This window comes from Candidatus Edwardsbacteria bacterium, assembly GCA_031082425.1.
Taxonomy (GTDB): Bacteria; Edwardsbacteria; AC1; order AC1; family EtOH8; genus UBA2226.
Window position 1 is genome coordinate 1 of record JAVHLB010000012.1, and the last position, 20,623, is coordinate 20,623.

The 20,623-nt window shown below is 56.8% G+C and carries 18 protein-coding genes; 8 read left to right on the forward strand and 10 right to left on the reverse strand.

Annotated elements, in window-relative coordinates; genetic code table 11:
• The first annotated feature begins 115 nt into the window (after positions 1-115).
• From RDU76_10605 to RDU76_10635, 7 genes are all read left to right on the forward strand, one after another.
• Complete coding sequence (locus RDU76_10605) at positions 116-955, forward strand: MlaD family protein (protein ID MDQ7799368.1); 840 nt, start codon at positions 116-118, stop codon at positions 953-955.
• Positions 956-966: 11 nt separating this feature from the next.
• On the forward strand, positions 967-1,881 hold the full coding sequence (locus RDU76_10610; protein ID MDQ7799369.1) for a hypothetical protein: 915 nt from the start codon (positions 967-969) through the stop codon (positions 1,879-1,881).
• Between the two features lie 165 nt (positions 1,882-2,046).
• Positions 2,047-3,423, forward strand: coding sequence for a DNA repair protein RadA (radA, locus tag RDU76_10615; GenBank protein MDQ7799370.1), 1,377 nt, complete (start codon positions 2,047-2,049; stop codon positions 3,421-3,423).
• Between the two features lie 104 nt (positions 3,424-3,527).
• Positions 3,528-3,956, forward strand: coding sequence for a GNAT family N-acetyltransferase (locus tag RDU76_10620; protein ID MDQ7799371.1), 429 nt, complete (start codon positions 3,528-3,530; stop codon positions 3,954-3,956).
• Positions 3,957-4,637, forward strand: coding sequence for a 2-C-methyl-D-erythritol 4-phosphate cytidylyltransferase (gene ispD / locus RDU76_10625; protein MDQ7799372.1), 681 nt, complete (start codon positions 3,957-3,959; stop codon positions 4,635-4,637).
• Complete coding sequence (ispF, locus tag RDU76_10630; protein MDQ7799373.1) at positions 4,628-5,104, forward strand: 2-C-methyl-D-erythritol 2,4-cyclodiphosphate synthase; 477 nt, start codon at positions 4,628-4,630, stop codon at positions 5,102-5,104. The genes ispD and ispF overlap by 10 nt, the downstream gene beginning before the upstream one ends.
• Positions 5,101-5,697 (forward strand): DedA family protein, encoded by a 597-nt coding sequence (locus tag RDU76_10635; GenBank protein ID MDQ7799374.1) that lies wholly within the window; start codon positions 5,101-5,103, stop codon positions 5,695-5,697. The genes ispF and RDU76_10635 overlap by 4 nt, the downstream gene beginning before the upstream one ends.
• Positions 5,698-5,769: 72 nt before the next feature.
• Here RDU76_10635 and RDU76_10640 read toward each other — a convergent pair whose 3' ends face one another.
• Both RDU76_10640 and priA read right to left on the reverse strand, forming a co-directional pair.
• The gene (locus RDU76_10640) at positions 5,770-6,039 is read right to left on the reverse strand and encodes an HU family DNA-binding protein (protein MDQ7799375.1); all 270 of its coding nucleotides are present in this window, start codon (positions 6,037-6,039) and stop codon (positions 5,770-5,772) included.
• A gap of 109 nt (positions 6,040-6,148) precedes the next feature.
• Positions 6,149-8,518: a primosomal protein N' gene (gene priA / locus RDU76_10645; GenBank protein MDQ7799376.1), complete on the reverse strand. Its 2,370-nt coding sequence runs from the start codon at positions 8,516-8,518 to the stop codon at positions 6,149-6,151.
• Between the two features lie 55 nt (positions 8,519-8,573).
• Here priA and RDU76_10650 point away from each other — a divergent pair, with 55 nt between their 5' ends.
• Positions 8,574-9,446: an NHL repeat-containing protein gene (locus RDU76_10650; GenBank protein ID MDQ7799377.1), complete on the forward strand. Its 873-nt coding sequence runs from the start codon at positions 8,574-8,576 to the stop codon at positions 9,444-9,446.
• Positions 9,447-9,457: 11 nt separating this feature from the next.
• Here the strand turns inward: RDU76_10650 and lptE are convergent, their stop codons facing one another.
• From lptE to RDU76_10690, 8 genes are all read right to left on the reverse strand, one after another.
• Positions 9,458-9,943, reverse strand: coding sequence for an LPS assembly lipoprotein LptE (gene lptE / locus RDU76_10655; GenBank protein MDQ7799378.1), 486 nt, complete (start codon positions 9,941-9,943; stop codon positions 9,458-9,460).
• A 4-nt stretch (positions 9,944-9,947) separates the two neighbouring features.
• Positions 9,948-11,279, reverse strand: coding sequence for a 23S rRNA (uracil(1939)-C(5))-methyltransferase RlmD (rlmD, locus tag RDU76_10660; protein ID MDQ7799379.1), 1,332 nt, complete (start codon positions 11,277-11,279; stop codon positions 9,948-9,950).
• A complete protein-coding gene (gene rimI / locus RDU76_10665; GenBank protein ID MDQ7799380.1) occupies positions 11,273-11,728 on the reverse strand; it encodes a ribosomal protein S18-alanine N-acetyltransferase in 456 nt (151 codons plus the stop codon). Before rimI ends, rlmD begins: the two co-directional genes overlap by 7 nt.
• Positions 11,725-12,402: a tRNA (adenosine(37)-N6)-threonylcarbamoyltransferase complex dimerization subunit type 1 TsaB gene (tsaB, locus tag RDU76_10670; GenBank protein MDQ7799381.1), complete on the reverse strand. Its 678-nt coding sequence runs from the start codon at positions 12,400-12,402 to the stop codon at positions 11,725-11,727. Before tsaB ends, rimI begins: the two co-directional genes overlap by 4 nt.
• Positions 12,399-12,863, reverse strand: coding sequence for a tRNA (adenosine(37)-N6)-threonylcarbamoyltransferase complex ATPase subunit type 1 TsaE (tsaE, locus tag RDU76_10675; GenBank protein MDQ7799382.1), 465 nt, complete (start codon positions 12,861-12,863; stop codon positions 12,399-12,401). The genes tsaB and tsaE overlap by 4 nt, the downstream gene beginning before the upstream one ends.
• 98 nt (positions 12,864-12,961) lie before the next feature.
• On the reverse strand, positions 12,962-14,521 hold the full coding sequence (locus tag RDU76_10680) for a bifunctional response regulator/alkaline phosphatase family protein (protein ID MDQ7799383.1): 1,560 nt from the start codon (positions 14,519-14,521) through the stop codon (positions 12,962-12,964).
• A gap of 33 nt (positions 14,522-14,554) precedes the next feature.
• Positions 14,555-15,805: a HAMP domain-containing sensor histidine kinase gene (locus RDU76_10685; GenBank protein MDQ7799384.1), complete on the reverse strand. Its 1,251-nt coding sequence runs from the start codon at positions 15,803-15,805 to the stop codon at positions 14,555-14,557.
• 77 nt (positions 15,806-15,882) lie between these two features.
• Positions 15,883-20,622, reverse strand: coding sequence for a GAF domain-containing protein (locus RDU76_10690; protein MDQ7799385.1), 4,740 nt, complete (start codon positions 20,620-20,622; stop codon positions 15,883-15,885).
• Position 20,623: the final 1 nt, after the last annotated feature.

Genomic DNA, 20,623 nt, shown 5'->3' on the forward strand with positions numbered 1-20,623 from the left:
GCTTCCCTCCCCGCTGCGGGGAGGGAGTGTGGGTGGGGTCTGCCCGGTCAGAAAGAACAGAGAAAAGGTTTTTAGTTAATAAGTCATTATATAATATTTCATTTAAAGGTATATCATGTCCAAAAGACGCAATGAGACCATCGTGGGCATGGTGGTGCTTTCGGCCATCGCCCTTTTGATAATCGGACTGCTGTGGTTAAACCGGGTGGACATCGGACGCCAGAGCTACCTGGTGAGCGTGGCCTTCGAGGACGCCGGCGGCCTGCGGGGCGGCGACCCGGTGACGGTGTCCGGCTTCGACAAGGGCAAGGTGAAATCCATCGCGCTGAACCCCGCCAAACCCGGCGTGATAGCGGTGCTGATGGTGGACCACGACGTGGCCTTGAAGAAGGACGCCCAGTTCTGGCTGTCTGACGCCAGTCTGATGGGCGACAAGCGGATCGCGGTCTACCCCGGCAGCTCCAGCCAGCCTTTCGATCCCATGCAGACCGTCGACGGCGACCGCTCCCCCGGGCTGATGGAGACCATGGTCAAGATGGGCTATCTGGCCAACGAGGCCGCCCAGCTGATCGGCAGGATGAAGAACGACCTGGCCACCCCGGAGAACATCAAAAACATCTCCTCCGCCCTGAAGAATCTGGACCAGGCCTCTCAGCAGCTGAGCCTGATGGCCTCCCAGAACCGGGCCGTCATCACCGAGACGGTCAAGGACATGAATAAGCTGATCTCCCCCAACAGGGAAAAGCTGGACAGCACCATTCAGCACCTGGCCCGGGCCAGCGCCAGGATGGATTCCATTGCCGATAAGATAAACTCCGGCCAGGGCACCGCCGGGCAGTTGGTGAATAATAAGGAACTGTACGAGCAGTTGAACAAGACCAACAAGGACCTGCAGGCGCTGATAGCCGATATAAAGGCCAACCCTAAGAAGTATTTGACGGTGGAGATATTTTAAGGAGAAAGACTATGCCGAAAGACAAACCCAACAATACGCCTGACATTGTCGAAGCAAAAATCGACATTCAACAATATTGCAAGAACGAAGCTTTGAAAAACAAGGATGAATTGAGAGATTATTTTATACAGGAGTATCGACATAAGACCAATAAAACAAATACAATATTTAGCATTATTTTAGCTTTGCTTGGGCTGTTTATTGGTATAATTGGTACAAATTTCATTAAAGATTATATAAGTGCTAAGACAAAAGAATCAATGAATCAAGCTATTACACAAAGTATAGATAAATATGTGCAACCGAAAATTGATAGTGCCTTCACTTTACCCAATATCAAAAGTTTGGTTAAAACAGCAGCGAAAGAAAATGTAGATTCTATAGCGCGGCCTTTTATATTAAGTCAACTCGAACCTTATAAATATAGTCTAAAGAAAGCAAATATATTTGCATTACAGACATCTGCTATAGCAGGCAATAGAAAAGCTTATGAAGAGTTAATTACATTATCAAAATTAAATAATTCCTTTTCGATAGATGCCAATAATTCCATCAAAGCCGTTGTCATTGCTTTCAATGATTATGAAGACCCGATTATGTCTTACCCAATTTCTCGTAATGGAGAAGAGATAGCCCCTGATTCAATAATAAAAAATATAGATTTATATTTTAAATTATTAAAAGACCCAAGCACGAAGAAAGAAGAACGTAAAACATTGATCGGTTATTCACTATCGTTTAATGCTCCGGATGCAAATAAAAAAGAAATCTTAAGACAATGTGAAAATATATTAAAACAATCTCAATCAATGGATATTTGTGCTTCAGCTTGCTCTATATTAAAACGTACTGTTGGAAATAAAGCCCCTTTCATGGATTTTGATGCTTGGTTAAAAGTAATCGACGAAGAACTAAAAAAACGATAGCTTTTGTGAAAAACAAACTTATACCAAAAACCAATTTCGTCTACGATTCCTGTGGGCTTTGACCGCCCCCCTACCCCCCTCCGCTGCGGAGGGGGAATCCCAAAACCCCTTCCCCAATGGGGAAGGGGCAGGGGTTAGGTCGGCAATAAAATTAATTACGAGTAAATGAAAAACAAACTCATACAAAAGACCAATTTCGTCTGCCAGTCCTGCGGCTTCGAAAGCTCCAAGTGGCTGGGCAAGTGCCCGTCCTGCGGGGGCTGGAACACCTTCGTGGAGGAGATCAAGCGGGCCGACCTCCGGCCCGGCAAGAACAAGGCCTCCCGCCAGTCCGCCCCCACCCTGCCCCAGACCCTGAGGGAGATCGAGATCCGGGACGACCAGCGTTTGATGTCCGGCATCTCCGAGTTCGACCGGGTCACCGGCGGCGGCCTGGTATCCGGCTCGCTGACCCTGATCGGCGGCGATCCCGGCATCGGCAAGTCCACCCTGACCCTGCAATTGGTGGACCGGTTGGCGGCGTCCGGCCAAAAGGTCCTTTACGTCTCCGGAGAGGAATCCCCGGCCCAGATCAAGCTGAGAGCCCAAAGGCTGAAGGTTGACTCCGACAATCTATTATTGCTGTCCGAGACCATATTGGAGAGCGTCCTGGAGACGGTGCACAAATTGAAGCCTGACATCCTGGTGATGGATTCCATCCAGACCATCTACCGGGCCGACCTGGAATCGGCCCCCGGTTCGGTGGGCCAGGTGCGGGAATGCGGGGCAGAGCTGATGCGGCTGGCCAAGACCGCTAACCTGGCTACCATTCTGATAGGCCATGTCACCAAGGAAGGCGTCATCGCCGGGCCGCGCACCCTGGAGCACATGGTGGACACCGTGCTGTATCTGGAGGGCGAACGGCACCACGCCTACCGCATCCTTCGTTCGGTCAAGAACCGCTTCGGCTCCACCAACGAGATCGGGGTCTTCGAGATGCAGGAGGCCGGCATGGTCGAGGTGGCCAATCCCTCCCAGGTGTTCCTGTCGGAACGGACCCGGGAGATCCCGGGATCGGCCGTGGTCTGTTCGCTGGAGGGCACCCGGCCGCTGCTGGTGGAGATCCAGGCACTGGTGGCCCCGGCCTCATACGGCAACCCCCAGCGGGTGCCCACCGGATTCAACCATCGCCGCCTTTCGATGCTGCTGGCGGTGCTGGAACGCCGGGCCGGATTGAACCTGGGGATGCACGACGTTTTCGTCAATATCGCCGGGGGGTTAAAGCTGGATGAGCCGGCCATCGACCTGGGCATCGCCGCGGCGGTGGCCTCGGCCTTCAAGAACCAGAATGCCGACCCGGACACCGCGGTGGTGGGCGAGATCGGCCTGGGCGGGGAGATCCGCAGCGTGGGGCAGTTGGACAAGAGGATCAACGAAGCCCAGAAGCTGGGCTTTAAAAGGATGATCGTCCCGGCTCATAATATCAAGGACCGATATTCGGACAAGATCAAGCTGGTTGAGGTCCGCTACCTGTCCGATGCCCTCCAGGCTTTGATAGTTTAAGCAACAAATCTTTTTTTACCGCCAAGACGCGAAGCGCGCAAAGTTTTATTTTTTATAATTCCTCAGTATCCTCTGCGTCTCCACGGTTCAAGAAAGGAATTCATATGAAGATCCGAAAACTCACCATAAAAGATTATCCGGAGCTGATGAAGCTCTGGGCCCGGGCCAAACTGCCGGCCAAGCCCAAAGGGCGCGACAGCCGGGCCCACATCGCCAAGGAGATGAAACAGAACCCCGATTTTTTCATCGGGGCCTTCGATAAGGACCTGATGATCGGATCTGTCATCGCCTCGCACGACGGGCGCAAGGGCTGGCTCAACCGGGTGGCGGTGGGCCCGGACTACCGGGGCCAGGGCGTGGCCCAGGCCCTGACAGTGGCCGGAGAAAAGGCTTTAAGGAAGCACGGCATAAAGATATTCGGGCTTTTGATACATGAATACAACCAGGCCTCACTCAATCTGGCCAAGAAGATGGGCTACCTGGTCCATACCGATATTCTTTACCTGACCAAGCGCGACGGGGATCATATTTAGATGGCTTATGTTTCCTGCATCATAGTGGCCGCCGGGAGCGGTCTCAGACTGGGAGCCAAGATCCCCAAGGCTTTCGTCAAGATCAATGGCAAACCAATGCTGGAATATTCACTTGAAGCATATCAGGATTGCAAGCATATAAAGGAGATCATCCTGGTCAAGCCTCCCTCCCATCAGTTCAAGGGCCTGAAATATTTCGACCGGTTCTCCAAGCTGGCCGCCATAGTCTCCGGAGGCAAAGAAAGGCTGGACTCGGTCAGGGCCGGACTCAATGCCATCTCTCCCCAAACCGATATGGTGATGATCCACGATGCCGCCCGGCCCCTGATCAAACTTGAACAGATAACTTTGGTCATCGCGGCAATAAAAAAACACGGCGCGGCCATACTGGCCTCGCCGGTGACCGACACCATCAAGAGTGCCGACAAGCATATCGTCAAAAGAACAGTCGATCGTGCCGGATTATGGAAAGCTCAAACCCCCCAGGGGTTCAGAAAAGAGGTCCTGGAAAGGTCGCATTTTGATCAGAGGATAAGATCCGTGACCGACGACAGCCAGTTGGTGGAGATGATAAAAGGAAAGGTTTTCATCGTCCCCGGGGACGACAGCAACATTAAAATAACCACCCCCATAGACCTGGAGATAGCGTCATGCCTGTTAAAAAAGAAAAGATCCGCGTAGGTTTCGGCTACGACATTCACAGACTGGCCAAAGGCCGCCGTCTGATCCTGGGCGGGGTGCCCATCCCCTTCAAACTGGGCCTGCTGGGACATTCCGACGCCGACGTGCTGTGCCATGCTATTGCCGACAGCCTGCTGGGGGCGGTGGCCGCCGGGGATATCGGCACCCATTTCCCCAATACCGATAAAAGATTCAAGGACATCTCCAGCCTGCTTTTATTAAAAACCGTTGCCGCCATTCTGAAAAAACAGGATTATCGGATCGCGAACATCGACAGTATGATAATAGCCGAATCCCCCAAACTGGCACCGTATATCGAAAAGATGCGCGCCAATATAGCTGGATCTTTGGGTATCAAAACCGGCCAGGTTTCAATAAAGGCCACCACCAATGAGGGGCTGGGGGACATCGGAAGGGGCAATGGCATCTGCGCTTTTGCCAATGCGCTGGTGGAGAGGATAAAATGAATCTGGATCTGGAGGGGATCACCAAGTCATTCGCCGCCCAGGGCGGGCTGTGGGCCTACCTGACGGTTTTCGCCGCCACCTTCATCGAGGGCATCTTCCCGATCATCCCCAGCGACGTGGTGGTGCTGTTCTGCGCCCTGCTGGTGGCTAAAGGAACCCTCCATTGGCTGCCGCTGTTCCTATCGGCTTTTGTGGGCGGGGCTTTGGGGGCCTTGTTGGTCTACTGGATCGGGGTCAGCAAAGGCCGAGAATTCTTTCTGGCCAAACCCCGGTTTTTCCTCTCCCCCCAAAGATTGCTGGAGATGGAGGGCCATTTTAAGAAATACGGCAACATCATCCTGGCCCTCAACCGGGCGGTGATCGGCGGCCGGTCATTCGGGTTCCTGATCGCCGGGCTGACCGATTACCAGTTCAGAAAAGTGGTCATCTACGGCACCCCCGGCATCTTACTATGGTATGCCCTGGTGATCGCCCTGGGTATATACTTCGGAGAGCGGGCCAAGCAGATGGTCAACGGGATCGTCATGGTGGTGATGATCATCATGGCCCTGTCGGTGCTGTCCCTGCTGGTCACCAAGAAACTCTTTAAGTGACGGTTCTTTCCCCGGTAAAATAAAAAGGGTCTTGTATCGGATGATACAAGACCCTAACTTTTCCAACGATAACTACCTTACGGTGTCTTTCAGCTCTTTGCCAGGCTTGAAGGCGGGGACCTTCTTGGCGGCGATCTTGATTTCCTTGCCAGTCTGGGGATTCCTTCCGATTCTGGCTTTTCTCTTCTTGACGCTGAAGGTACCGAAACCAACCAGGGTAACGGAGTCGCCCTTCTTCAAAGCTTTGGCAATGTTGTCGATCACGGCGTTAACCGCGTTGCCAGCCTCTGCCTTGGTGCAGGTAACCTTGGCCACTGCTTCGATCAATTCGGCTTTGTTCACTACTTTATCCCTCCTTTCGTTTAATGAAATATAAGAATGTTAGTTCAAACTTAACGATAGTATAGCATTTGCGGGCATTACCGTCAAGTATTTTTTTTAAATATTTTCTTTACAGCATGTTCACCGGGTCGATGTCTACCGATAACCTTATTTTTTCGTTCCGGCCCGGGGCGATCCCCTCCAAAGCTTTTTTGATCTCCGATGGCGAGCCGGCCTTTAACATCAGCTGCCAGCGGAATCTCCCCTTGATCTTGGCCAGCGGGGCCGGGGCGGGGCCCAGAACCTCGGCCCGGCCGGCGCCGGATCTTATTTTTCCAGCGACACTATCGGCGAATTCCTCCAGCTCGGCCTGGCTGCCAGAGGTGAAGGTCAGCAGGGCCAGATGCCGGTGCGGCGGATAGCCGCACTCCTCCCGGCCCGCCAGTTCATGCTCGGCAAAGGAACAATAATCGTTCTCCCGGCACCATTTGACCACCGGATTATCGGGCATTCTGGTCTGGATGACCACCTTTCCCGGATGCCGCCCCCTCCCGGCCCGGCCCGCCATCTGCACCATCAGCTGGAAGGCCCGTTCGGCCGCCCGGAAATCGGGCAGCCCCAGGATGTCGTCCAGGTTTATTATCCCCACCAGCGAGACGTTGGGAAAGTGGTGCCCTTTGGAAATCATCTGGGTGCCCAGCAGGATCTGCGAGCCGCCTGACAGAAAATCCTGCAGTATCCGCTGGTGCTCCCCCTTGCGCCCGGTGGTGTCGGCGTCCATCCGGCTGATCCTTCCCTCCGGGAAAACGTTCTTCAACTCCGCCTCCAGCCGCTGGATGCCATAGCCCCGGTGCTCCAGCATCAGGCTGCCGCAGGCCGGGCAGGTTTCCGGCAGCCTGGCCTGGTATCCGCAGTAATGACACAGCACCGATTCCCCGCTGCGGTGATAGGTGAGGCTGACGCTGCAATTGGGACAGGTTATCAGGCTGCCGCATTTCCCGCACTGAAGATAAGGCGCGAACCCCCGGCGGTTAAGAAGGATCATCGCCTGGCGCCCGGCCTGCAGGCAGGCGCCGATCTCCCGGCCCAGCAGGGGCGAGATCAGGCGGTCCTCCCGGGGCAGTTTTTTAAGATCCACCACCTCCACCATCGGCAGGTCGGCTGACCCCACCCGTTTTTCCAGCCGGAACAGTTTGAACTTGCCAGTCTTGGCTTTGTAGTAGCTCTCCACCGAAGGGGTGGCCGATCCCATCAGCACCACGGCGCCGTTCTTCCGGGCCCGGATGATGGCCAGGTCCCTGGCATGGTACAGGGGGGCCAGGTCGGATTGCTTATAGCAGGCGTCGTGCTCCTCGTCTATCACTATCAGGCCCAGATCATCAAAGGGGGTGAAGACGGCCGACCTGGTGCCCACCACCACCCGGAAGTCTCCGCGCCTCACCGCTCTCCAGGCATCATAGCGTTCCCCGCTTCCCATTTCGCTGTGCCAGACCGCCACCTGGCCCAGCCGGGACCTTACCCGGTGCAGCATCTGCGAGGTCATCCCTATCTCCGGCACCAGTATCAGCACCTGGCGGCCCTGGGCCAGGGCCCGTTCGGCGGCCTTCAGGTAGATCTCGGTCTTGCCGCTGGAGGTGACCCCGGATATCAGGTTCACCGAGAACCTTTGGGAATTGATGTCCCTTGACACCGAATCCAACACTTGCTGCTGCTCGGCATTCAGGGTGACCTTGGCATCCTCCTCGGCCCAGCCCTGTTCCTCCTGTCCCCTGAATTTCTCCCGCCACTCCCAGCCGGCCAGGCCCAGGGCCACCAGCCTGAGGGCCGCAGGTCTTTTACTTTTGATGGCTGACGGAGGCACCGCCCCATTCTGTTCAAGGAGATCCAATAGTTCGGCCTGTCCTTTGGAGAGCTTCAAGCTTGTTTTATCGGCCGGGCTGCGGCCAGCCAGCCAGCGTTCCTTTCTGACCGCGATCCTGGCTTTCTGCCACACCGGCTCGGAAAACAGCAGCCCCCTCCGACAGTATTCCTCAATGCCCTTTTCGGCGGAGGGGGCGAATTTCTTCATAAGATACTGGTGCGACACCGCGCCCTTCTCGATTATATGATCCAGCATAGGTTCGGCCGGGATCGGGCCGGAATAATTTCCGTTGACCCAGACCATCCTCAGCTGTTTAGCATCCATCCCCGGTGGCAGCGCCGCCCGGATGGCCTCCCCCCATCCGCAGCGATAATATTTGGAGACCCACTCGGTCAGCTCCAGCATCTCGCGGCTGATGACCGGCTTAATATCTATCACCTCCAGAATGGGCTTGACCGGGAAATTGCAGGTTTCCTTCAGATGCACCACATATCCGATGGCCTCCCTTTTGCCCAAGGGCACCCGCACCCTGACCCCCACGGCATCCACCGGCAGGTGGCCGGGGATCAGGTAGGTGAAACAGCGGCCTTGGGGGATGGACAGCGCCACATCAGCGTATTTTAAACTTTTGCTTGACAAATTTGTTTTTTTAAATTAACCTTATGCCTTGAACCAGTATTTATTGATGGATAAAATGACAGCTAAATATTTCTTCTGGGCGGCCCTATTGGCCCTCCTAGCCATAGGAAGCGCCTGGGCCGACTTCGGCGACGGGCCCGGCGAATTCATCTTTCCCAGCGGGATAGCCCTGGACCGGGAGGGGAACATCTATGTCAGTGAGATCGGCAATGACCGCATCCAGAAGTTGGACGCCGACCAGCAATGGCTGAACAGCTGGGGCCGCTTCGGGCGGGACAGTGCCGACTTTGACGACCCCACAGCACTGGCCTTCGGTCCCGACGGCAGCCTGTATATCGTGGACAGCGGCAACCGGCGGGTGGTGGTCTGCGACACCGCGGGAAATATGCTGCGGCACATCCCTCTGCCGGATTCCTCAAAGCCCTGGGGCATTGCTTTCGCTGCCGAATATTTTTATGTTTCGGACCGTCATAACAACCAGATCTATCTTTTTAACCAGAACCGGAATCTGATCTCGACCCTGGGGCAGAGCGGACCCCTTAACGGGCAGTTCCTTCAGCCCAAGGGACTGGCGGTGGATGGAGAGGGACGGCTGTATGTGGTGGATGCCGGGAACAACCGGATCCAGGTTTTCTCGCCGGAGGGCATTTTCATCCGCAGTTGGGGCGGTTATGGCGAGGGCGAAGGCGAGTTCGACAATCCGGGGTGCATTTCCAGCGGACCCTCGGGCCAGCTGATGATCACCGACTCCGGCAACGACCGTTTTCAGGAATTCTCCGCCGAGGGTCTCTTTTCAAGCTACGGCGGAGGTCCCGGCACCGAACCCGGCCAGTTCCTGAATCCCAACGGCATCGCCATAGACAGCCGGGGCACCCTCTATATCGTGGACACCGATAACCACCGGATCCAGGTCTTCAGTTCCCAGTGAGATTGGCCCGCCTACCAGGACTCGAAGGACTGTCTTATGATCTCGGCCGCCAGATTTTCGGCGGCTTTTTTCATTCCGGACTCCTCATCGGATTGGCTGACCTGATAGGTGCCCCACCCGGAGAGGCTGGCCGACTCCCACAAAACCTTCCCGGCCGCCGATCTCAGCTTGGCTTTGGCGGCGACGGTGATCTTGTACTGGTTGACCTGCTCCTGGCTGGTGTATTCAAAAGGAGTCCGGGTATATCCGGTCACCGCCAGCTCCAGCACGGCCTCCGCCTTTTCCGGGTCGCTGACCTTGACCCGGCCGTCGTTGTTTACCGCCGTTATCATGGTGGTGGTCATGATCTCCGACAGGCGGTATTCGGCGGTGGTGTTCTCGACCACCGGTATCCCCACCGTCTGGAAATCCAGCCGCCCTCCGCTGAAGGAGTAACAACCGGACAGCAAGGCCAGAGCGCCGGCCGCCATAAATAATATTCTGCCCCTGGTCTTCATTCTCTCACCTGGTTAAAATTGCCAGATTCTCTATGTGATAGGTCTGGGGAAACATGTCCGCCAGAAGAAGTTTCTGCAGTTTGTATCCCCGGCCGACCAGCAAGGCCGCATCCCTGGCCAGGGTCGAGGGATTGCAGGACAGATAGGCGATCCGGGAGGGGTTCAGATTGGCGATTGCTTCGATGACCCCGGGGGCGGCCCCCTGTCGCGGCGGGTCCAGCACCAAAGCGTCGGCGGATTTCAGTTTGACCAGCTGGTCCTCGGCCCGGCCGCAGAGGAACTCACAGTTGCCGATATTGTTAAGTGCGGCGTTGACCCTGGCATCATCCACCGCCGGGGCGAACTCCTCGATGGCCGTCACCCTTTTGGCCTGCCCCGCCAGCTGCAGGGCGATGGACCCCATGCCGGAGTACAGATCGGCCACCTCATCGCCGGGCGACAGCTGCAGGCTTTCCTTAATGTTTTGATAAACCATCTCGCTGGTCCGAAGATTTGACTGCAGGAAGGAGCCGGGCGACAGGCGGTAGGTTATCTGGCCGATCCGTTCCGACAGATATTCCACCCCGCCCAGATGGTTCCAATTTTTGCCCAGGATGACGTTGCCGCTGGCAGGATTCACATTCTGCCAGACAGATTTTATGGTTGGGACTTCAGTCAGTATCCTGTGCGCTATCATATGGAGGTCCGGCTGATACCTGGTGACCAGTACCAGGGACAGGGCCTCTTCGCTTTTGCTGTACCGCAAGATCAGATGGCGCAGGTTTCCGCTGTGCCCGGCCGGGGCGCTGCCCTTCAGCCCGCTTTTGTTGATGACCTCCTTCACTTTGCAGAAGGCCTGGGTTATCGGTTCCTCCAGCAGTGGACACTCCTGGATGTCGACCAGGTCGTGGCTTTTTAGCCGGTAATATCCCATCCCGTTGCCGTTTTTTGAGGCCTGTACAGGGTACTGGGCCTTATTGCGGTAATGCCACTGGCCGGCCGGCGGCAAAACGGCTATCTCATCGATCTCGATCTTCCCCAGCCTTTTGAATATCTCCCGGGTTATGTTCGTCTTCTGCTCCAGCTGGTATTGATAGTCCATCATCTGCCACTGACAGCTGCCGCAGATCCCGAAATGCCTGCAGCCAGGCTTTACCCGGTGGTCCGACGGCTTTATTATCTCATAGACCTCCCCCCGGCTGTAGGTCTGGTGCGGCTCGGTTATCTTCACCTTGAGTTCGTCGCCCGGAACGCCGTAGGGCACGAAGACCGCCTGGCCCTGATGATGCCCCACCGCATCGCCGCCGTAGGCCAGATTCTCCAGGGAGATATTCAGGACCTGCCCGGCCCTCAGCATGAGTTCACCGGAACGATATCGGACATCATAACCAAAGCATCCTCGTTGTGATAATATTTTTTCCGGATGGCGACCGGCCGGAATCCGAAAATTTTGTAAAGTTCGATGGCCGCTTGGTTGGAGCTTCTGACCTCCAGGCTGGCAATCCGGCAGCCCAGCTGATATACCTGCTGCAGGATCTCCTGAAGCAGACGCCGGCCGTACCCCGTCCCCCTTTTTTCGGCAGCCACGGCGATGTTCCCCAGATGGAACTCGTCCAGCACCACCCAGCCGACGGCATAGCCGGCGACCTTCCCGTCGCTTTCCAGCACCAGAAATATCCGGCGGCCGTCCTGTTTCATCTCCTCCCGGAACATATTCTCCGACCAGGGGTCGGAAAATGAGCTTCTTTCGATATCCAGTATCTCCGGCAGATGCTCCGGCCGCATTTTGACGATTGTTACGTTCATTTTTTTATTATGGCATCGGCCGGCCGCACATAGAAAGCATCCAACTGCCGGGGGTCCACCGCCTGATCCTCCTGGTACAATCGGTGGGCCAAAACCGCCAGGCCGGAAAGTATCCTGCCCGAGGAGAGAAAATCCTCATCCTGCCGGATTTTAGTGGCAGAGGACCTGAACAGCTCCCTATAGTTTGCCTCACCGCTGCCGAACAGCAGGGCATCCTCCGGCAGCATTGCCAGCCATTTCTCCGGCCCGATGGACAGATAATCGCTTTCCCGGACCGGCTGACCATCCTTCATTTTATATAAGGCGGTGTAGATCTCTTTTTTCTTGGCATCGATCATGGGCGACAAATATGCTTCTTTTGTTTCCTGTGAGCCGGCCATCACATCCAGGGTGTTAAGGGAAAGGGCCGGCAGCTTCAGCCCGGCGGCCAGGCCTTTTACAAAAGCTATACCCACCCTCAATCCGGTAAAAGATCCCGGCCCGGTGGCCGCCGCCAGCAGTCCGATATCTGACAACTTGATATCATGGCTCTTAAGCAGTGCCCCCGTTTCTGCCGCCAGGATCTCGGAATGCCCGGCGCCGACCTCCCGGGAAAGCCCCGCCAGCACCTTCCCCTGGCGGCAGACGGCGATATTGAGGTAGATCCCGCTGGTATCCAGGCACAGATACATCATAAAATGTCCCAATCCATCGGGAATCCGCCGACCGGGGTCATTTTGAATTCCCTTTCCTCCGGTGATCTGATGGTGATGAAAATATCCAGCCTGTCCCGGGGAAGCTGGTTTCCGGCATTCTCCGGCCATTCTATCAGCACCAGACCCTGTCCGTAGAGATATTCCTCATACCCGATGTTAAGCAATTCAGACGGCGATCTCAACCGGTACAGATCGAAATGATAAATGGGATGCTTGGCGGTGTATTCGTTGAGCAGGGTGAAGCTGGGGCTGACCACCGGCTCCTGCACCCCCCAGCCCCGGCAGATGCCCTGGGCCAGGCAGGTCTTGCCCGATCCCAGGTTGCCGAAAAGGCAGACCACCTGTCCGGGCTTGAGGTGGGCCGAAAGTTTCTGGCCGAAATCTTTTGTTTCCTGGGGGGAATGGGTGATTATAAATAATGTATTGCTTTTATCCGCCATGTTCTTAATTCGATTGTTTTAACCGGAATCCCCGATCCCCATTTCATCAGGACAAGTTTCTCGGGAATGATATATGGTTTAGTATGTTTAGCTGATCCTCATTTCGGAGTCATCACCGCCACCGGCAGGATCATCTCCTCCATGGATATCCCGCCGTGCTGGAAGGTGCCCTCGTACCGCTTGCGGTATTCCTCGTATTTGGTGGGGTACACCAGGTAGAAATCCTCCTTGGCGATCAGGTACTGCATCCCCTTGTACTCCTCCGGCAGGAGATACTCCGCCGGGTCCTTGATCCACAGCACCTGGCGATGATCCCCGGCGATGTTGTTGCCGGACTTGTAGCGCAGGTTGGCGGTGGTGTTCTGCCCGGCCTTGATCTCCGAGCCCCGCCGACCCTGGATGGAGCCATGGTCGGTGGTTATGATCACCTCCCGCTTCTGGTGGGCGGCCATCTGCAGGATGTGGAAGATGTCGGAATTGGCGAACCATGTCAGGGTCAGCGAGCGGAAGGCCTTCTCGTCCGGGGTTATCTCCTGCAGCACCTGGGAGTCGGCCCGGGAATGCACCAGGATGTCCATGAAATTCACCACCAGGCTGATCAGAGGAACGTTCTGGTAGGAGCCGAAGTTCTTGCGCACCTCCCGGCTCTCGTCGATGTTGAATATCTTTATATAGCGGGGATCGGGCGAGGTTTTGCATTTGAGCCGGGCTAGGTTGATGTCCAGCAGCTGATGCTCGTAACGGTTGCGGCTGGCCTCGTTGGCCGCATCGCTCTTCTCCCAGTACTGGGGATAGCTCCTGGCTATCTGGGACGGGAAAAGCCCGCTGAATATGGCGTTGCGGGAATACGGGGTGGCGGTGGGCAGCACCGAATAATAGTAATCGGTGTGGATGTCGAAATAATTCTTGATCACCGGCTCGATGGTCATCCATTGGTCCAGCCTCATGCAGTCCAGAATGAGGAACAGGCATTTTTTGCCGGCTTTGGCCGGAGGCACCACGTAGCGCTCCACGATGTCGGTGGACAGCAGCGGCCGCGACTGGCCATGCAGCCAGCCGGTATAGCTCTCCTCCACGAAACGGGAGAACTCCAGATCGGCCTCCCGCAGAGTGCCCTCATGGCTGGCATGCAGGCCATCGTCCCGCAACTGGGAGAGCCGCATGTCCCATTCTATCAGATTGCGGTAATGGCGGCACCATTCCTGCCAGTCCAGGGTGCGGTAGTCGAAGCTGCGCAGGTCCTGCGAGGCCTGAACGTACTCCCGGACCGTCTGCTCCTCCACCAGTTTGCGGCCGTCCAGCACCCGGCGGCAGGAGGCCAACACCTGGGCCGGATTAAGGGGCTTCAGCAGGAAATCGTCTATCCTCTGCCCCAGGGCCTGCTCCACCAATTCCTCCCGCTCGCTCTTGGTGGCCATGATCACCGGCAGGTCGGGGTTTATCTGCTTGAGCCGCGACAGGGTCTCCAGTCCGTCCATCCCGGGCATCATCTCATCCAGCAGCACCAGGTCGAAGTTTGATGTCCCGATCTTTTTTACCGCCTCCTCCCCGGAGGCGGCCGGCGTCACCTTGAAATTCTTGCCCTCCAAAAAAATGATCTGCGACTTAAGCAGATCTATCTCGTCGTCGACCCACAGGATCCTGTAACCCTCATCCATAAAACGCCTCTTCTTTCGATATTGCCCTGATAATCACTGGCCGTGCCTTTTGAGGGGCAGGGTTATCAGGAAGGCCGAGCCCTGTCCCGGACGGCTGCCAGCCAACTTGATTTTCCCCTGGTGGTAATCCTCTATGATCCGCCGAACCAGCGAAAGCCCCAGCCCCCAGCCCAGGGCCTTGGTGGTAAAGCCGGGGGAGAAGATCTTTTTCTGGTGCCCCGGCTGTATCCCCCGGCCGTTGTCGCTGACGGTGATCTCGATCTTTTTGGCGGAAACAACGGTGCCTATCGATATCACTCCGCCGGGGCCCTCGATGGCGTCGATGGCGTTCTTGATCAGGTTCTCCGCCGCCCAGGTGAACAGGTCCCGGTTCAGCAGGACCGCGGGGCCTGGGTCGTAGTTTTCCTCAAAACGGATGTTCTTGCCCATGTTGGCCGCCCGGTGGGTGAAATATCCCACCGCCTGATGCAACAGCTGGTTGATATCGGCCTCGGCCAGTTTGGGAATGGAGCCCACCTGGTTAAAACGGTTGAGCACCTTCTCCAGATGGGCCAGGTCGTTCTCCATCTCGGGGATTATCTCCGGCGGGGCCTTGGTGCCGTCCTTGAGCAAGGTCAGCCAGCCCATCAGGGATGAGATGGGGGTGCCCAGCTGATGAGCCGCCTCCCGGGCCAGCCCCACCCACACCGCCCGCTCCTCGCCGGCCTTGATGGCCCGGAACCCTATGAATCCTATCCAGACGAACAGGGCGATCATGCCGATCTGGATGAAGGGGACGTAGCCCAGCTCCTTCAATATCTGGGGATTGCCGTAATGCACGTAGCCCACCACCGTGGAATCGGAGTTGATCATCATGGGGATGGGTTGGTTCTCGCCGTCCAGCTTCAGGATGGCGGTCTTGACCCCGGCCAGCGGGTCGCCGGGCGGCAGCGAGTCCCACTGCTTCATCTGTTCGGTGGTCATGGGGTATGGCTCGATGCCGATATTCTTCCAGGCCAGGGGGACGCCCTTCCGGTCGGTGACCACCACCGGGAAGTTTATCTTCTGGATGATCTCCTCGAAGATGATGCCGGTCTCCGGAACGTCCCCCACCACCTCGGGCACCGCCGCGGTCATGCAGAAGCGGGCGAACACCCGGGACATGATCCGGGGCTCCTCCTCCAGCTTGCGGATCAGCAGGGTGGTGTAGATCAGGGAGACCAGCACCAGGCTGGCGGCGCCCACGAACAGGTAGGAGCGCCAGATCCCGGTCCATCTGGAATGGGGTTTTACGAAAGAGACCATAGATGATTTTAATTAATGAAATTTAATCCTGGGCACTAAATTCTAAACCATAACGACCGTACATTGCAAATATATTATTAGATCTTTACCTGGTTCCGCCCCCCGGCCTTGGCCCGGTACAGGGCCTTGTCCACCTTGTCTATTATCTCGTCCTTCTCGGAGCCATCCTCCGGAAAACCGGAGACCCCCAGGCTGATGGTCACCCGCCCGATATTCTTCGCTCCCTCGGCCTCGAACCGGTTCCTCTCCACCGCCACCCGGATCCGCTCGGCCAGCAGCCGGGCCTCGGACTTCTTGGTCTCGGGCAGCACCAGCATGAACTCCTCTCCGCCGTAGCGGGCCACCAGGTCCACGTCGCGGGCCTGCTCCCGGAGCAGCCGGGATACCTCTTTCAGGACTATGTCTCCCATCGGATGTCCCAGGGTGTCGTTGATCCTCTTGAAATGGTCGATGTCCATCATTATCAGGGACAGCGGATGATTGTACCTCCGGGCCCGGTTGAGCTCCCGTTCGAAGAAGGACTGGAAGAAGCGGTGGTTGTTCAGGCCGGTCAGGCCGTCGGTCACCGCCAGCTGTTCGGTCTCCTCGTACAGCCGGGCGTTCTCCAGGGCCACCGCCACCTGGCTGGCCAGGGTGGTCAGCAGCCGCTGGTCCACCTGGTCGAAGGCGTTGACATTGTCGCTCTCCACGTTGAGCACCCCCACCACCTGTTGTTTGATCTTCAGCGGCACCGCCAGCTCCGAGCGGGTCTTGCCGTCGATGCTGACGTAATGCTGGTTCTGGGTGACGTCCTTGACCATGATCGGCTCGCCGGTGGCCGCCACCATCCCAGTAATGCCCTCCCGGCCGATCTTCAGCCTTCGCCCCATTTCGTTCAGGATATCATGATACCCCAGGCTGGCCTTGAACACCAGCTCGTTGGCATTGCTGTCCACGATCATTATGGCGATCTTGTTGTAATGGAAGGTATCACTCAGGATGCGGCAGACCTGGTCCAGCAACACATCCAGCTTCAAGGTGGAGCTGACCGTAGTGCCCACATTATGCAGCGCCGAAAGTTCGCTGATCCGGCGCTTGGCCTCCTCATACAGCCTGGCATTATCCAGGGCTATCGATACCTGGCTGGCCAGGGTGGTCAGCAGCCTCAGGTCGGACTCGGTGAAGGCGTCGGTCTTGTCATCCTCGATGTTGAGCACCCCGATGGTCTTCCCTTCCCGTTTGATGGGCACCGCGATCTCCGAAAGCACCCGGGGGTCGATGGCGCTGTAGCGCGGTTCCTGACGGACATCGTTGACGATCTGGGGTTCACCATGCTCTGCTACCCAGCCCACCACGCTGTTGCCGCCCACCGTAAAGTAAAGCATATTAAGCTCCTCGCCGTATCCGGACTGGGCCCCGATGAAGATGCTCTTGCTCTGCGGCTCCACCGTGAAGATGGCCACCTTCAGATAATGCAGGGTGTCCCGGATGACCCCCACCACCTTTTCCAGCAGTTTTTCCCTTTCGATGGCCGAGGAGATCACTATTCCGATATTGTGCAGGGTGGAAAGTTCGCTGATACGGGCCTGGGCATCATTATAGAGCGTGGCGTTGGCAATGGCCAGGGCCGCAGTGTTGGCAAAGGCCTCCAGCGATCGCACCTTCCGTTTGTCGGGGACCTTGCCGTCGGTCGGCTTGTCTATCTGGATGATGGCCAGCAGCTTCTTCTCCTTGGAATACAGCGGCACTATCAGCAGGTTGCCGGCCTGCCAATCCCCGCCCTTGCCTTCCTTGTTGGGATGGGGGCTGTCCCCGTTGCCTTCATCTTTGCCGAAAGGCAGAAAAAAGGAATTTCCTATCCTGTATTCAGGTTTCATCAGGTTCAGATATTGCTCCAGGTTGGAATGCACCTGCCGGATGCTCTCGAACTCCTCGGGGCTGAAACCGGAGGCCGCCTTGTGGGTAAGCAACTGGCCGCCGCCCTCGACCAGGCTGATCAGGACCGCCTCAAAGCCCAGGCTGCTGTGAATGCCCTCCACGATCACTGATAGGATCTCCTCCAGTTTGAGCGAAGAAAGGATGGTGCTGGAAAGGTACTGCAGGGTGGAAAGCTCGGTGTTGACCTCGATCTGCCGTTTTAAGGCCAGATTAAGCCGAGTGTTGGTGTCGGCCAGCTTGTTCTCGCTGCTTCGTATCTCAGAGAACAGGGCCGCATTCTTCCAGGCCACTGCGGCCTGGTTGGTGAACAGCGAAGCCAGTTCGTACTCCCGGTCGGTAAAGCCCCGAGATACTTCCCGCCCTATGACCAGTACCGCCTCGGCCCGTTCCTGGACCATCAGCGGAAGCACCAGCAACGACTCGGCCTCCGCGGTGGTGCCAGGCACCACTTCGGTCCTCTGGTCCCTGTCGGTATTTTTGATCATCTCCGCCGCCCCGCTCCTGGCGATGGCCCCTGTCAGTCCGGTGTCCACAGAGAATGGCAGGTCGGCCATTATCTCCCGGGCGTTTGGCCCCCTGGCCAGGATGGGGCTGAGCTGTCTTCTCTCCCAATCGGCCCGATAGATGGCCAGCCGTTCAAACGGGATCAACTGTTCGATCTGGCCGGCGATCTGCTCCAGCATCTGGTTGACATCCAGCGTTCCCAGCAACAGGGAGCTGGTATCCAGCAGGGCCTTTTGGGCCGTGATCCTTCCATCCAGGGCCGCCACCAGTTCGGCCCTTTCCAGGGCCATGGCCAGTGAGTTGCCCAGGGTCAAGGCCAATTCCATATCTTTGCGGCCAAAACGGTGGAGATTGCCGGAATAGTTGTTGATGTTCAGCACCCCGATCACCCGGTTCTTGGCCATCAGAGGAACGGATATAGTGGAGGCCAAAGCTTCCTCCTGCCCGGTCAGTTTGAAACGCTGGTCCTGGCTCAGGTCCTCGGCAAGCACCGGCTGCATTTTCTCCGCCACCCAGCCGGCCAGCCCCTGCCCTACCGAGAAGGCCGCCTTGTCTATGGTTGCAGGTGACAGCCCCTTGGAAGCCTTTATTCTCAGCTTTTGGTCGTGGGGATCCATCAGCATTATCGAAAGGGTGTCGGCGGTTATCACCTGGGATACGGTATCCATCCCCAATTTTAATATCTCACTGGCGTCGGTGAACGAGGTGATGGCCTGGCTGAACTGGTACAGAATGGACAGTTGTTTCAGGCCCTCCACCATATCATGATACAAACCGGCGTTGTCCAGCACCAGGGCCGCCTGAAAGGCCAGGGCCTCGGCGGAAAGCACGTCCTGGTCCGAAAAATCGCCGCCATCCTCTTTGTCGGCCGCATAGATCAGCCCGATGATCCGGTTCCTGGTGGACAGCGGAATGACGATGACCTTGGATATCTCGAACAGCCTGGCGAAATCCCTCAGGATATACGGATCGTGGGCCACATCGTTGCTGTAGTACGAACGGCCCTTCTGGAAGACCGTCGCGGCGATGCCTCCCTGGTCCAGCCGGAAGCGGAAATGTCCGGACATGGTTTCGACATCCCCGTACTTTTCCTTCTGGGTCCGGGACAGCGGCGGAGAATAATAGACCGGAAGCTGGACCTTGACCTCGTCGGTCTCCTGGTTGTAAAGGCTTATCAGGCATTTCTTCACCGCCAGGGCGGAGGCGATCTTCTCCACTATCTTTCCGGTCACCGTTCCCAGGTCGCTGTTCACCGACAGGCTCTGGGAGATGCTGTTGATGTCGGAGAGCTCTCGGATCCTCCTCTCGGCCAGCTCCTCCAGCCTGATCTTGTTGATGGTCAGGGCGGCCTGCCCGGCAAAATTCTCCAGCAGCCTGATATCATCCTGGTCGAAAGCATCGACGGCGGGGCTTTCGATGTCCAGCACCCCTATTACTTCATCCTTATGCCAAAGCGGAATAGCCACCTCAGAACGGCAGCCCGGGACGCCCTCCAGATATCTCTGGTCCTTCAAAACATCAGGCGCATAAAGGGTCTTGCCGCAAGACGCCGCCCAACCGCATATGCCCTGCTGGCCTATCTTCAGCTTCAGCCCCATCTGTTTTTGAGGATACCCTACCGCCGCCTTGATAAAAAGATTTTGCCCGTTCTCGTCTTTTAACAGGATGGCGCAATTCGGGTATCCCAAGGAGTGGCTGATGATCTCCAGAATGGTATTCAGAACCTGCCCCAGGTTCTGCTGATTTACCGCGGCGTTGGTGACCTGGAAAAGGGTGGACAGTTCCTTGATGCTCTGTTTTGATTCTCCATGCATTTTAGCGTTATATATGGCCCCGGCCGCCTGGTTGGCCAAGATCTCGGACAGCTTCAAAGTATCGCCGGTCAGAGTGTCGTGGTGCTGGTCGTCCCAGATCATCAGGATGCCCAGGCAGAGATTCCCGGCCAGCAACGGCACTCCCAGCCAGGCCTTGGTTTCCGGAGCGGTGGTCTTCAGTCTGCGTTTCCGGCATTCCCTTTTATAGTCGTTGCTGAGGATCGGCTCCCTTTTCTCCCAGACATAGGTCGCCAGCCCCTGCCCCAGCGGAAAACTCTCCGGCCTCACTTTCCGGCCGTTCCGGTATTCGAAGATCACAGTGAATATTTTTTTCTCCGGCTCCGCCAGGGCCAGCAGCATGTTCCGGGGTTTGATGAACCTGATGATCCGGCTGTATATCTCCTCAAAGATGCTGTCGGAATCGGCGCAGGTGGCGGCGGCCCGGCTGACCTTGACGATGGTGTCCAGCAGGATGTCATTGTCGCCGGTTCCAGGAAGAGCACTGCAGGCAGCGGTCTTGGGCAATTTGCGCTGGACGGCCTTTCCCCGCAAAGGATGTTTGCCGCTTTTTTTCGAGATCATT

Excerpts from the sequence above, each read along its gene's own strand:
- RDU76_10605 (MDQ7799368.1), top strand. The coding sequence starts at position 116 with ATGTCCAAAAGACGCAATGAGACCATCGTGGGCATGGTGGTGCTTTCG.
- RDU76_10610 (MDQ7799369.1), top strand. The coding sequence starts at position 967 with ATGCCGAAAGACAAACCCAACAATACGCCTGACATTGTCGAAGCAAAA.
- radA (MDQ7799370.1), top strand. The coding sequence starts at position 2,047 with ATGAAAAACAAACTCATACAAAAGACCAATTTCGTCTGCCAGTCCTGC.
- RDU76_10620 (MDQ7799371.1), top strand. The coding sequence starts at position 3,528 with ATGAAGATCCGAAAACTCACCATAAAAGATTATCCGGAGCTGATGAAG.
- ispD (MDQ7799372.1), top strand. The coding sequence starts at position 3,957 with ATGGCTTATGTTTCCTGCATCATAGTGGCCGCCGGGAGCGGTCTCAGA.
- RDU76_10635 (MDQ7799374.1), top strand. The coding sequence starts at position 5,101 with ATGAATCTGGATCTGGAGGGGATCACCAAGTCATTCGCCGCCCAGGGC.
- RDU76_10650 (MDQ7799377.1), top strand. The coding sequence starts at position 8,574 with ATGACAGCTAAATATTTCTTCTGGGCGGCCCTATTGGCCCTCCTAGCC.
- lptE (MDQ7799378.1), bottom strand. The coding sequence starts at position 9,943 with ATGAAGACCAGGGGCAGAATATTATTTATGGCGGCCGGCGCTCTGGCC.
- rlmD (MDQ7799379.1), bottom strand. The coding sequence starts at position 11,279 with ATGCTGAGGGCCGGGCAGGTCCTGAATATCTCCCTGGAGAATCTGGCC.
- rimI (MDQ7799380.1), bottom strand. The coding sequence starts at position 11,728 with ATGAACGTAACAATCGTCAAAATGCGGCCGGAGCATCTGCCGGAGATA.
- tsaB (MDQ7799381.1), bottom strand. The coding sequence starts at position 12,402 with ATGATGTATCTGTGCCTGGATACCAGCGGGATCTACCTCAATATCGCC.
- tsaE (MDQ7799382.1), bottom strand. The coding sequence starts at position 12,863 with ATGGCGGATAAAAGCAATACATTATTTATAATCACCCATTCCCCCCAG.
- RDU76_10680 (MDQ7799383.1), bottom strand. The coding sequence starts at position 14,521 with ATGGATGAGGGTTACAGGATCCTGTGGGTCGACGACGAGATAGATCTG.
- RDU76_10685 (MDQ7799384.1), bottom strand. The coding sequence starts at position 15,805 with ATGGTCTCTTTCGTAAAACCCCATTCCAGATGGACCGGGATCTGGCGC.
- RDU76_10690 (MDQ7799385.1), bottom strand. The coding sequence starts at position 20,622 with ATGATCTCGAAAAAAAGCGGCAAACATCCTTTGCGGGGAAAGGCCGTC.